Origin of the sequence: Glycomyces sp. MUSA5-2 (assembly GCF_037034145.1) — a bacterium.
In the GTDB taxonomy this organism is placed as follows: domain Bacteria; phylum Actinomycetota; class Actinomycetes; order Mycobacteriales; family Micromonosporaceae; genus Glycomyces; species Glycomyces artemisiae.
On the sequence record NZ_JBAGKG010000002.1, the window covers coordinates 372,406 to 384,696 of the forward strand.

Genomic DNA, 12,291 nt, shown 5'->3' on the forward strand with positions numbered 1-12,291 from the left:
TAGCGGTCACTTCCGCGGCCGGTGCCTCGTGGTCTTGCGGACGGTTCCGTCGGGGTTGAACGCGGTCCACTCGCCGGTCTTGCGGCCGTGGTCGTACTCGCCGCGGTCGAGGGGCGCGCCCTCGGCGGTCCAGCGCTCCCAGAGGCCGTGCTTGGCCTCGGCGTCGTCGAAGCCGCCGCGCTGGAGCAGTTCGCCGTTGGCGCGCCACCAGGTCCACCGGCCCGCGACGAGCCCGTCCTGGAAGGGCCCTTCGGATCTGAGCCGCCCGTCGTCGCCGTAGTGGCGCCACACGCCCTGGCGGCGGCCCTCGCCGTACTCGCCGACCATGTATCCGCCGTGCTGGTCCCGGTCCGACCACAGGCCGGTCTTGCGCCCCTGCGCGTCGAGCTCGTCGGGGCAGTCCTCCGGCCGCGGTGCTGTCGATTCGCCCATGCCCCCACCCTAGGCGCGCTCACGCCTGGACGGGCCGGTTCGGGCACGTCGGGCCGGGACCTCGTAGGATGGAATATCACTCGATGATCGGAGACTCCCATGTTCCGACCGCTGACCGGGCTCCCGGACCCCGCCCCGCGCCGTTCGCGGGCGGCCTTCCTGACGACGGCGGCGGTGGCGGTCGTCTCGCTGGTGTGCGCGGTCGCGGTGTGGATCGCCGCGGCCGAGGCCCGCGCGGGGGCCGCCGAGGCCCTCCGGGCCCGCGGCGACGACTTCGTGGAGGTCTACCTCCTGCACCTCGACGAGATCGTCCGGTTCCGGTTCACCGACTCCGCGGTCGCCTACCTCGCCGTCGCGGTCCTGTTCGCCGCCTTGGCGGTCGCGATCCGCTTCGGTCCCCAGTGGTCGGTCCATGCAACCGTGGGCCTCAGTGCCGCGGGCACTGCGATCATCGCCTGGTTCGGCATCGCGAAGGTCGCGGGCGACCTCCCGCTCGGCGACTGGGCGAGCTACGAGCTGACCGCGCTCCTCAAGGACGCCGCCCCGTCCTGGTTCGGCCCCGCCGACCAGCTCCCGCTCCTGGCTGCCGCCGCGGGCCTCCCGCTCATCGCCGTCCTCCTCGCCGCAGAGCGCCTGCGGGCCCGCGCCGAGGACGAAGCCGACCTCACCTTCTGAGACGGGACCGGGTCGCGGCCGCCACGGGGGTGAGCGGACGCGGCCCGGAGACCGAACGGACTTACGCGGCCTTGGCCGCCTCGTAGCGCGCGGCCACGTCGCGCCAGTTCACGACCTCCCACATGGCTTTGACGAAGTCGGGGCGCACGTTCTTGTACTGGAGGTAGTACGCGTGCTCCCACGCGTCGAACGCGAGCAGCGGCACCGAGGTCTGTGCGACGTTCCCGTGGTGGTCGTAGACCTGCTCCACGATGAGCCGCTTGGAAGTCGGCTCGTACGACAGCACGCCCCAGCCGGAGCCCTGCACGAGCGTCGTCGCCGCCGAGAGCTGCCCGTGGAAGCCTTCGAACGACCCGAAGTACTCGTTGATGGCGTCGGCGAGGTCGCCCTCGGGGCGGTCCCCGCCGTCGGGGCTCATGTTCTCCCAATACAGGGAATGCAGCACGTGTCCGGAGACGTTGAACGCGAGGGTCTTCTCAAGGCCCACGATCGACGTGAAGTCGCCCTTGTCGCGCGCCTCCTCGATGCGCTCCAGGGTGTCGTTGGCGCCCTTGACGTACGCCGCGTGGTGTTTGTCGTGGTGCAGTTCGAGGATGTAGCCGTTGATGTGCGGCTCCAGCGAGCCGTAGTCGTAGGGCAGGTCCGGAAGCGTGTAGACGGTCATCGTCGCCTCTCTCTATCGCGGCAGTTCGAACACTGTTGCCACCGTTTCACAACTGCAAGTTGTTTGCAATAGAAAGCCGCACGGGTCGCCCCGTGATCCCGGTCGTCTTAGGACTTAAGTCGCAGTCGTTCTGAGGCGCAGTCGTTCTGAGGCGCAGTCACCTTGCGAGGCGCCGGATCGATTCCACGATCCCCGGCAGGACCTCCAGGAACCGCTCCACCTCGGCCTCGGTCGTCTCCCGGTGCAGCGACACCCGCACGTTCCCGTGCGACAGCACCCCCATCGCCTGGAGCACGTGCGAGGGCCGCAGCCGCGTCGACGCGCACGCCGATCCCGACGACACCGCGAACCCGGCCCGGTTCAGCTCCGTCAGCAGCACCTCGCCGTCCACCCCCAGGCACGAGAACGTGACGATGTGCGGCAGCCGGTCCACCGGGTCGCCCGGCAGCTCGACCTCCGGGACCGTCTCGGCGATGTGCTCCCGGATCCGGTCCGTGAGCACGCGCATCCGCGCCGACAGCTCCTCGCGCTCGGCGACGACCGCCCGCAGCGACGCCGCCGCGGCCACCGCCGCCGCCACGTCCACCTCGCCGATCGCCTCCCGGATCGACGAGTCCTCCCCGGGGAACGGGTTGCGCCAGCGCACCCCGCTGCGCACCACCAGGATCCCCGCCCCCGACAGACCGCCCCACTTCCGCGCGCTCGCGGCCAGCACCGACCAGCCCTCGGGCACCGGCTCCCACGGCAGACTCGCGGCCGCGTCGACCACGAACGGCACGTCCCCGGCGTTGGCCGCGATCTCCGCGATCGGCTGCCGGGTCCCCACCTCGTGGTTCGCCGACTGCACGGCGAGCACCGACGCGTCCCCCTCGACCGCGGCGAGGGGATCGGGATCGACCCGCCCGAGCCGGTCCACCGGGACCACCGCCACGGTGCCCCCGCGCGCTTGGTGCCATTGCGCCGCGTGCAGCACCGCCGAGTGCTCGACCGCGCTGTGGACGAGCGGGCCGGGGGTGCTGCGGGCCGCGATGACGCCGAGTACCCCGGCGTGCACGGCCTGTGTCCCGCTCGATGTGAAAGTGACCTCATCAGCACTCACGCCGAGCGAGGCCGCCGCCGACTGGCGGGCCGCCTCCAGCAGCATCCGGGACCGGCGGCCCAATGTGTACAGACGTCCGGGCCCCGCCCAGCCCTCCGACAAAGCCGCAGCATAGGCGTCGCGGGCCGCCGGATGGGGCGGCTGGGCGGTCGCGCCGTCGAAGTAGGTCTCGGTCACCGTTCCAATCTAGAAGACGCGCGTCCCCGAACCCAACCCCTTGCGCCCCGCTTCACGAGCCAAGCAGTAGGCTCTTGCCGTCAAGTCCGTGCCATGTCGCCTGCCCGGCGGCGGACGCCCGGAGCCGAGCGCTGAGAAAGGCATGAGACAGGTGGTCGGAACACCGTCCCGAGAACGTCGCGGCCGAGCCCGCCGCGCGATAGGTCTCACCGGGATCGCCGCGCTGCTCCCAATCGTCCTCGCGGGGTGCAGCCTTGACGACGCCTTCTACTTCGGCTGGCCGCGGACCCGCCCCACCACGCAGTCCGAGCAGATGTTCGACCTCTGGATCGGCTCGACGATCGCGGCCCTCGCGGTCGGCGTCATCGTGTGGGGCCTGATCTTCTGGTGCGTCGCCGCCTACAAGAAGAAGGACAGCGACACCGAGCTGCCCCGCCAGACGAAGTACAACCTCCCCGCCGAGCTCACCTTCACGGCCCTGCCGTTCGTGCTCATCGGCATCCTCTTCTACTACACGGTCGTCGTCCAGGACAACGTCACCGAGCTGAGCGAGCAGCCGCAGGCCTGCACCGAGGTCACGGCGTTCAAGTGGAACTGGCAGTTCACCTACACCGATGAGAACTGCGAGCCCCTCACCGGCGCCGACGGCCAGCCCGTCACCGAGACCGGCGACTCGGACTACATCCCGATCATCGTGGTCCCCAACGAGGACGACGTGCGCTTCGTCGGCAACGCCGAGGACGTCATCCACTCCTTCTGGGTCCCCGACCTGCTCTTCAAGCGCGACCTCATCCCCGGCAGCGAAGCGCAGACCACCCGCTGGGAGGTCGACTTCAACTCCGAGGGCACCTTCGTGGGCCGCTGCGCCGAGCTCTGCGGCGCCTACCACGCCTTCATGAACTTCGAGATGCGCGTGGTCTCCCCCGAGGACTACGAGACCTTCGTGAGCGCCCGCGTCGAGGGGATGACCACCCCCGAGGCGCTGGAGCTCATCGGCCAGGACCCGTACGCGACCACCACGCACCCGTTCAACACCGACCCGGCCTCGGGCGAAGCGAGCTAGGGGACCAGCGATGAAGACCGAGAACAAGCTGTTCGCGATCGTGGCCGTCACGATGTTCATCTTCGCGGCCGGATACGGCTACTGGACCCACCTCAACGACAACCCCGCCTACGGCCACCCCGGCCAGGTCGAATGGGTCGGCACCATCGCACTCATCTTCTCGGGCCTCCTGACCGGCATGGTCTGGCTCGTGTTCTGGGTGATCTCCCGCCGCATCGACCCGCGCCCGGAGGACCGCCCCGACGGCGAGATCTCCGACGTCGCGGGCGAGGTCGGCTTCTTCAGCCCCGGCTCCTACTGGCCCCTGGGCCTGGCGCTCGCCGCGGTCCTCACCGGCCTCGGCCTCGTCTTCTGGCTCCCGTGGCTCATCACCGCCGGGATCGTCGCGGTCCTGTTCGCCGTCGGCGGCCTGACCTACGAGTACTACACGGGCACGCGCAAGCTCGGCCCGCAGTAGCAGCAGTGCATTGAAGGCCCGGAGCGCCACGCTCCGGGCCTTCCGCGCGTCTGTAGGGTGTGGGCGTGACTCCCTCTGTGCGGCGCCGGAAAGCGCCTCTGCTGCGGCGCTTCGTGGGCACGGTCTTCTACAGCCTCCCGCACCCGGTGCGCCGCCGGATCGTGCGGATCGCGACGCCCACGTACACGCTCGGCTCCGTCGTCCTCGTCATGGACGAAGACCGCACACGTCTCCTGATGCTCAAGCAGCCCCCCGGGAAGCGCTGGTCCCTCCCCGCGGGCCTCCTCAACCGCCGCGAGCAGCCGATCGAAGGCGCCCGCCGCGAACTGTGCGAGGAGACCGGCATCGAAGCCGACCTCGACGAGCTTGTCCCCGCGAAGCCCAACGCCGTGGTCCACACCGACGGCCGCTGGGTCGACAACGTCTTCCGCCTCGTCCGCGACCCCGAGACCACCGAGGTCATCGTCGACGGCCATGAAGTCTGGGACGCCGGGTGGCACCCCGCCCACGACCTCCCCGAGATGACCCGCGCGACCGCGAAGCTCCTGTCCCACTACGGACTCGGCCCCCTCGCCGAAGGCGACCCGGCAGAGGAACCCCCGGCCTCGGCTTGAACAGGTGGAACGAGATGGCCGGTACGCCGGATTCTGTCGTTGAGCGGCCATCCATCTTGGTGCACCGTCGCCGATGCACTCGCGCGGTCTACCCGTGAAGGTGCCCTGACGGGCTCGGGCGGGCCGCCCTCGAACCTTCACGCAGCGCCTCGCGGCGCCTCTTGACCTTGCTCCGGGTGGGGTTTACCGAGCCGCCGCCGTCACCGGCGGCGCTGGTGGTCTCTTACACCACCGTTTCACCCTTACCAGCGCGAACACTGGCGGTCTGTTCTCTGTGGCACTGTCCCGCGGGTCGCCCCGGGTTGCCGTTAGCAACCACCCTGCCCTGAGGAGTCCGGACGTTCCTCGACAGCAATGGTCTCCCGTCACTGCCGCGGCCGCCTGGCCATCTCGTTCCAGCGGTCAAGCGTACGCTGACCCGGCCATGAATCTGCTCCAGGTCTCCCTGCTGGTGGCCGCGGGCCTCCTCGGCGGCGGGCTCAACGCCGTCGCCGGAGGCGGGTCGCTCATCACCTACCCCACGCTGATGGCCGTCGGCGTGCCCGCGCTCCAGGCCAACGCCACCAACGGCATCGCCGTCGCCCCCGCCTACGCCGCCGCGGCCGTCGGCTCCCGCGAGAACCTCCGCCCCCAGAAGCGCCGCGCGCTCCTGCTCATCCCCACCGCCCTCGCGGCCTCCGTGTGCGGCGCGCTCCTGCTGCTGAACACCCCGCACTCGGTCTTCGAGGCGATCGTCCCCTACCTGGTCCTCGCCGCCACGGTCCTCATGGCGGTCGGCCCGTGGATCAACCGCAAGGTCACCGCCCTCAACGGCGGCCGCCAGCCCCACGCCCTCGCCCTGCACGCCGGGGTCTTCGCCGGATGCCTCTACGGCTCCTACTTCAACGCCGCGCTCGGCCTCATCCTCATGGCCGTCATCGCCATGAGCGTCTCCGAGAAGCTCGCGAAGGTGGGCGCGCTCAAGAACTTCTGCACCACGATCGTCGGCGTCGTCACCAGCGTCATGTACGGCATCTGGGCCGACGTCGACTGGCTCGCCATCGCCGTCCTCGTGCCCGCCACGTTCATCGGCGGCTACATCGGCGCCCGCGTCTTCCAGCGCATCCCCGAACGGCCGCTGCGCATCGCGATCGTCGTCTACGGGCTCGTGCTCTCCGGCATCCTCGTCTACCGCTCGCTCTCCTAAAAACTGGACTTCGCGCAAGTCACATGACGTAAGGCACGGAAGCGCGGAAGAATAGGCGCATGCCGACGCTTCGTATCGCCCTCGCCCAGGACAACCCCGTCGTGGGCGACCTCGACCGCAACGCCGAACTCATCCGCAGCGCGGCGACCGCGGCCACCGCCGCGGGCGCGCACCTGCTCGCCACCGGCGAGCAGTCCCTCACCGGCTACCCGGTCGAGGACCTCGCCCTGCGCCACTCCTTCGTGGAGGCCAGCCGCGAGCGCCTCGCGCGCCTCGCCGAGGAGATCGCCGCCGACGGGAACGGCGCGCTGCCCGTCGCCGTCGGATACCTGGACGCCGACGGGTCCGTGCCCGCGAACATCGGCGCGGTCGGCGGGCGCGGCATCCGCAATGCGCTGGCGCTGATCCAGGACGGCAAGGTCCTGTTCCGCTACTACAAGCGTCACTTCCCTAACTACGGCGTCTTCGACGAGGAGCGGTACTTCGTGCCCGGCCACGAACTGCACCTCGCGCGCATCGGCGGCGTCGACGTGGCCTTCACCATCTGCGAGGACGTGTGGGGCGGGGTCCCGATCACCGCCGCGGCGCAGGCCCGCGCGGGCCTGGTGGTCAACGTGAACGCCTCCCCGTACGAGCAGGGCAAGCAGGAGCGGCGCCGCGCGCTCGTGGAGCAGCGCGCCGCCGAGGCCGGGGCGCCGATCGCGTACCTGAACATCGTGGGCGGCCAGGACGAGCTGGTCTTCGACGGCGGCTCGTTCATCACCGCCGCCGACGGGAAGCTCCTCGCCTCGGGCCGCCGCTTCGGCTCCGAACTGCTGGTCGCCGACCTCGAACTGGCGGCCGCGGGCGAAGGCGACCTCGCGAACCACTCCGCGACCGAGATGAGCACCGTGCTGCACGTCCTCTCCGAGGAACCAGCCGCGGTCGAGACCCGCATCGAGCCGCCGTTCGCGCCCGAGCTCGACCGCCTGGAGGAGATCTGGGAGGCCCTGCGCCTGGGCCTGGGCGACTACGTGCGCAAGAACGGGTTCAAGTCGGTGGTCTTCGGGCTCTCCGGCGGCATCGACTCCGCGCTCACCGCGGTCCTGGCGCGAGACGCGATCGGCGCCGACAAGGTCCACGTCGTGGCGATGCCGAGTCAGTACTCGTCGCAGCACTCGGTGGACGACGCCGCCGACCTGGCCGAGCGCTGCGGCCTGCACTACTCGGTGGAGCCGATCCAGCCGATGGTCGACGCGTACGTCTCGCAGATCGCGCTCTCGGGGCTCGCCGTGGAGAACCTCCAGGCGCGCGTGCGCGGCACGCTGCTCATGGCCCTGTCGAACCAGCACGGGCACCTGGTGCTCGCGCCGGGCAACAAGAGCGAGTACGCCGTGGGGTACTCGACGATCTACGGCGACGCCGTCGGCGGGTTCGCGCCGATCAAGGACGTCTACAAGACCCTCGTCTACGAGCTCGCGACCTGGCGCAATGAGAAGGCCCGCAGCCTCGGCGAGACCGAGCCGATCCCGGAGAACACGATCCTCAAGCCCCCGAGCGCGGAGCTGCGGCCGGACCAGAAGGACTCCGACTCGCTGCCCGACTACGAGGTCCTCGACGGCGTCCTCGCCGGGTACGTGGACGGCGACGCCGGGCGCGAGGACCTGATCGAGCAGGGCTACCCGGCCGACGTGGTCGAGCGGATCGCCGGCCTGGTCGACCGCGCCGAGTACAAGCGGCGCCAGTCGGCGCCGGGCACGAAGATCACCGTGAAGTCCTTCGGGCGGGACCGGCGCCTGCCGATCACCAATCGCTTCCGAGGGAAGTAGCCGATCACCCCGGGGCCCCGCCCCGGGGTGATTTGTCACATCGGCATTGCGGAAGCGTGACATAGATATCGATGAGCGTTAGTTTTGTCCAGTAACCACCCGGGGACCGGCGAGCCGGCCACGAGGAGATTCTGGAGCACGACGATGTCGTCATCTGTCAACGAAGCACCTGCACCCGACGAGATCCCGAGCCTGTACGGGCCGGGCAAGACCGTCAAGCGGGTCCGCACCCGCCACCTCATCGAAGCCAAGGAGCGCGGTGAGAAGTGGGCGATGCTCACGTCCTACGACCAGTACACGGCCGCCCTCTTCGACGAGGCCGGCATCCCGGCGCTGCTCATCGGCGACTCCGCCGCGAACAACGTCTACGGCTACGAGACCACCCTCCAGGTATCGGTCGAGGAGCTGCTGCCGCTGGTCGCGGCCGTCGCCCGCTCGACCCACCGCACCCTGATCGTCGCCGACCTGCCGTTCGGCTCCTATGAAGCCGGGCCCGCGCAGGCCCTGGAGACCGCCGTCAGGTTCATGAAGGCCGGCGCGCACGCCGTCAAGCTCGAAGGCGGGCGCCGCATGGCCGCGCAGATCCGGGCCCTCACCGGCGCGGGCATCCCCGTCATGGGGCACATCGGGTTCACGCCGCAGAGCGAGCACACGCTCGGCGGCTACCGCGTCCAGGGCCGCGACGCCCAGGCCGCGGAGATCGAGGCCGACGCGCACGCCGTCGCCGAGGCCGGGGCGTTCGCGGTGGTCCTGGAGATGGTGACCTCCTCGGTCGCCGCCGAGATCACCAAGCAGCTCCCGATCCCGACCGTGGGCATCGGCGCCGGGTCCGAGACCGACGCGCAGGTCCTCGTGTGGCAGGACATGGCCGGGCTGCGGCGCGGCAAGCCGCCGCGCTTCGTCAAGCGCTACGCCGACCTCGCCACCGTCCTCCAGGACGCCGTGAAGGCCTACGCCGACGAGGTCCGCGCGGGCGAGTTCCCCGCGAAGGAGCACGGCTTCGAATAGGAGTCCCCGCCGGGCGCGTGTGACGAAGCTTGCGACTCGCATCCGCGCCCGGCCCTAGGGGTTCCACTTGGGCATCGCGTAGCGTTTCCGTACGTGAACGACGCCATCCTGCTCTTCGACTACGACGGCACCGTGCGGCTCGGCTCCGAGCACGCCACCCATTACGCCCGCCTCGTCGCGGCCGAACTCGAACCCGAGGACGAACGCGCCTTCCTCGCCGCCCACGCCGCGTTCGTCGCGGGCAAGCCCACCACCGCGTCCACATTCGACGCCTACGACGCCGACAACGCCGTGCGCCGCCTCGCGGGCGAGTACGGCGTCCCCGACGCGGTCCGCGCCGCCGCGTACGAGGCCACCCGGGAGCGCATGGCCGCGGGCGAGTTCAAGGTCTGGGGGCCCGTGCGCTTCGCGGAGTTCATCTTCAGCCTGCCGCGCTCGGTCGAGATCCGCCTCGTGACCAACGCGCCCGAGGCGACCCTCGAACCCGTGCTCGACCGGCTCGGCCTCGACGGCCTCTTCGACTCCGTCGTCGGCGACGCCGCCAAGCCCGTGGGCCTGGAGCGGATGCTCGACGACCTGCTGGAGGACCGCAAGCCCGAGCAGATCCTCAGCGTCGGCGACATCCCCGTCAACGACCTCGCCCCCGCCGCCGACCGCGGCTGCCCGACCGCCTACATCGACCACTACGGCCGCCCGTGGCCGCGCGCGACCGCCACCGGACGCTCCGTGGAGGACCTGTACCCGTTCATCCACCGCTGGGCGACCGAAGGCCGCTGAGCCGCTGGAGTCGAGCGCGTGCACGTGAGGGTCACGCGCGTCACGGGCTCGTGAACCCAGCATGTCGCACCCGGCGTTTATGCTGGGGTTGCGCCCTGAGCCGACCGATCCCCGGCTCAGGGCGTCCTACGTCTTCACGGGGGGGATTTCAGGCGGCGATCTTGTCGCCCACGCGGATGATCGCGCGCTCAGGGGTCTTCAGGTACAGCCCGAAGTGGTTGTCCAGCTCGTTGATGATCGCGCGGTGCAGCTCCTTGTCCCGCTCGTTGGACCCGTCGGGGGTCCAGCTCGGCAGGACGCACCGCTCGCACGGCTTGTGGAGCACGAACTCGTTGTCGCCCAAGCGGATCGGCGTGCCGATCGGGATCTTGTACTCGGCGAAGGGCTCCAGGTCGGCCGAGGCGATCACGTTCGGGCGGAACCGCGCCGCCTCGATCTCGCGGCCCATCCGCTCGCTCAGCGCCTTCAGGCTCGCCTCGAAGACCACGAGGATGCGCTCCCCGCTGCCCTTGACCGGCCGGATCTCGACGCCCTTCTTCGCGTCGATCGTCTCGGCCAGGCGCGCGGGCAGGCCCGCGTCGTCGAGGCCCCAGGCCGCGCCGCCCGCCTCGTAGAGCACCGGGTCGCCCGCCGACGAGTCGGCGGTGCCGCACTGCGCCGGGAACGCGGCCTCCCACCCCATCATCTTCGGGTGGCTGCCGCCCCACACCGCCTTGTCCGTGCCGGGCTCGTACACGCCGAGGCGCCGGTCGCCCGCCATCCCGGCCGCGTCGACCACCGCCGACGTCAAGGGCTCCCCCCTGAGCCCCTTGACCGGATAACGCCACAATTTCTGGATCTCACCTGCGAACACGCTCCCGAATGTACCTCCTCTCACGTTTTGGAGTCGGCCTGGACGGGTTAACTTCGAGGACATAATCAGGTGAGACAATTGCCGCCCCAGGACCAGAGGAGACCAGCCATGGAACGGCAGAAGGAGTTCGTGCTTCGCACGCTCGAAGAACGCGACATCCGCTTCGTGCGGCTGTGGTTCACGGACGTCCTCGGCACGCTCAAGTCCGTGAGCGTGGCGCCGGCCGAGCTGGAGTCCGCGTTCGAGGAGGGCATCGGCTTCGACGGCTCCGCCATCGAGGGCTTCGCCCGCGTGTACGAGTCCGACATGGTCGCCATGCCCGACCCGACCACGTTCCAGGTCTTCCCGTTCGAGGGCCGCGGCATCGGCGAGTCCGCGCGCATGTTCTGCGACATCCTCACGCCCGAGGGCGCCCCCTCCTGGGCCGACCCGCGCCACGTGCTGCGCCGGGCCCTCTCGAAGGCCGCCGACCGCGGGTTCACGTTCTACGTGCACCCCGAGATCGAGTTCTTCCTGTTCAAGGACATCTTCCCGGAGACCGGCGCGAAGCCCGAGCCCGTCGACGACGGCGGCTACTTCGACCACACCACCCACTCCGTGGCCCGCGACTTCCGCCGCCAGGCCATCCTCGCTCTGGAGCGGGTCGGCATCTCCGTCGAGTTCTCCCACCACGAGGTCGCCCCCGGCCAGCAGGAGATCGACCTGCGCTACGCCGACGCGCTGACCACCGCCGACAACATCATGACGTTCCGGCACATCGTCAAGGAAGTCGCGATGACCAACGGCGTCACCGCGTCCTTCATGCCCAAGCCGTACAACACGCAGCCCGGCTCCGGCATGCACTCGCACCTGTCGCTCTTCGAGGGCGAGGACAACGCCTTCCACGACCCGGGCGACGAGCAGCGGCTCTCCAAGACCGCCAAGGCCTTCATCGCCGGGCTCCTGCGCCACGCGCCCGAGTTCACCGCGATCACCAACCAGTGGGTCAACTCCTACAAGCGCCTCTACTCCAGCGCCCAGCCCGGCCAGATCTCCGAGGCGCCCTCGTACGTCTCCTGGGGCAAGGCCAACCGGTCCGCGCTCGTGCGCGTCCCCGTCTACGGCAAGCCGAACTCGGCCCGCGTCGAGATCCGCTCCCTCGACTCCGCGACGAACCCGTACCTCGCCTACGCCGTCCTCCTCGGCGCCGGCCTCAAGGGCATCGAAGAGGGCTACGAGCTGCCCGCGGGCACCGAGGACGACGTCTCCGCGCTAACCAGCGCCGAACGCGTCGCCGCCGGCTACCAGCCCCTCCCCGGCAACCTCGTCGAGGCCCTCGACAAGATGGAGTCCTCCGAGCTCGTCGCCGAAGTCCTGGGCGAGCACGTCTTCGACTACTTCCTGAAGAACAAGCGCCAGGAGTGGGAGGACTACCGCACCCAGGTGACCGCCTTCGAGCGGAAGCGCTACATCAATCTGTGACGGTTTAGCATGTACGG

The 12,291-nt window shown here is 70.1% G+C and carries 13 protein-coding genes and 1 other RNA gene; 9 read left to right on the forward strand and 5 right to left on the reverse strand.

Annotated elements, in window-relative coordinates:
* Window positions 1-6 precede the first annotated feature (6 nt).
* Window positions 7-432 (reverse strand): toxin-antitoxin system YwqK family antitoxin, encoded by a 426-nt coding sequence (locus tag WA640_RS07385; protein ID WP_106364820.1) that lies wholly within the window; start codon window positions 430-432, stop codon window positions 7-9.
* 99 nt (window positions 433-531) lie between these two features.
* Between WA640_RS07385 and WA640_RS07390 the strand changes: the two genes are divergently transcribed.
* Window positions 532-1,107: a hypothetical protein gene (locus WA640_RS07390; RefSeq protein WP_335986907.1), complete on the forward strand. Its 576-nt coding sequence runs from the start codon at window positions 532-534 to the stop codon at window positions 1,105-1,107.
* Window positions 1,108-1,168: 61 nt separating this feature from the next.
* Here the strand turns inward: WA640_RS07390 and WA640_RS07395 are convergent, their stop codons facing one another.
* Window positions 1,169-1,771 (reverse strand): superoxide dismutase, encoded by a 603-nt coding sequence (locus tag WA640_RS07395; protein WP_106364818.1) that lies wholly within the window; start codon window positions 1,769-1,771, stop codon window positions 1,169-1,171.
* Window positions 1,772-1,928: 157 nt separating this feature from the next.
* On the reverse strand, window positions 1,929-3,056 hold the full coding sequence (locus tag WA640_RS07400; protein ID WP_442904711.1) for a cysteine desulfurase family protein: 1,128 nt from the start codon (window positions 3,054-3,056) through the stop codon (window positions 1,929-1,931).
* Between the two features lie 133 nt (window positions 3,057-3,189).
* Here WA640_RS07400 and ctaC point away from each other — a divergent pair, with 133 nt between their 5' ends.
* From ctaC to WA640_RS07415, 3 genes are all read left to right on the forward strand, one after another.
* Window positions 3,190-4,110 carry an aa3-type cytochrome oxidase subunit II gene (ctaC, locus tag WA640_RS07405; RefSeq protein ID WP_335986911.1) on the forward strand — a complete coding sequence of 307 codons (921 nt, stop codon included), beginning with the start codon at window positions 3,190-3,192 and terminating at the stop codon, window positions 4,108-4,110.
* A gap of 10 nt (window positions 4,111-4,120) precedes the next feature.
* Window positions 4,121-4,567 (forward strand): cytochrome c oxidase subunit 4, encoded by a 447-nt coding sequence (locus tag WA640_RS07410; RefSeq protein WP_335986913.1) that lies wholly within the window; start codon window positions 4,121-4,123, stop codon window positions 4,565-4,567.
* 65 nt (window positions 4,568-4,632) lie between these two features.
* Window positions 4,633-5,181 (forward strand): NUDIX hydrolase, encoded by a 549-nt coding sequence (locus WA640_RS07415; protein ID WP_335986915.1) that lies wholly within the window; start codon window positions 4,633-4,635, stop codon window positions 5,179-5,181.
* 6 nt (window positions 5,182-5,187) lie between these two features.
* Here WA640_RS07415 and rnpB read toward each other — a convergent pair.
* Window positions 5,188-5,574: RNase P RNA component class A (rnpB, locus tag WA640_RS07420), an RNA gene on the reverse strand.
* Window positions 5,575-5,605: 31 nt separating this feature from the next.
* Between rnpB and WA640_RS07425 the strand changes: the two genes are divergently transcribed.
* From WA640_RS07425 to WA640_RS07440, 4 genes are all read left to right on the forward strand, one after another.
* Complete coding sequence (locus WA640_RS07425; protein WP_335986916.1) at window positions 5,606-6,367, forward strand: sulfite exporter TauE/SafE family protein; 762 nt, start codon at window positions 5,606-5,608, stop codon at window positions 6,365-6,367.
* 59 nt (window positions 6,368-6,426) lie between these two features.
* A complete protein-coding gene (locus tag WA640_RS07430) occupies window positions 6,427-8,175 on the forward strand; it encodes an NAD+ synthase (protein WP_335986917.1) in 1,749 nt (582 codons plus the stop codon).
* A gap of 144 nt (window positions 8,176-8,319) precedes the next feature.
* Entirely contained in the window at window positions 8,320-9,183 is an 864-nt protein-coding gene (gene panB, locus WA640_RS07435; RefSeq protein WP_335986919.1) for a 3-methyl-2-oxobutanoate hydroxymethyltransferase, read from the forward strand.
* A 93-nt stretch (window positions 9,184-9,276) separates the two neighbouring features.
* Entirely contained in the window at window positions 9,277-9,960 is a 684-nt protein-coding gene (locus WA640_RS07440; RefSeq protein ID WP_335986920.1) for an HAD family hydrolase, read from the forward strand.
* Window positions 9,961-10,108: 148 nt separating this feature from the next.
* Here the strand turns inward: WA640_RS07440 and WA640_RS07445 are convergent, their stop codons facing one another.
* Window positions 10,109-10,813, reverse strand: a complete 705-nt coding sequence (locus tag WA640_RS07445) for an MOSC domain-containing protein (RefSeq protein ID WP_335986921.1) — start codon at window positions 10,811-10,813, stop codon at window positions 10,109-10,111.
* Between the two features lie 108 nt (window positions 10,814-10,921).
* Between WA640_RS07445 and glnA the strand changes: the two genes are divergently transcribed.
* Window positions 10,922-12,274 (forward strand): type I glutamate--ammonia ligase, encoded by a 1,353-nt coding sequence (gene glnA / locus WA640_RS07450; RefSeq protein ID WP_106366482.1) that lies wholly within the window; start codon window positions 10,922-10,924, stop codon window positions 12,272-12,274.
* Window positions 12,275-12,291: the final 17 nt, after the last annotated feature.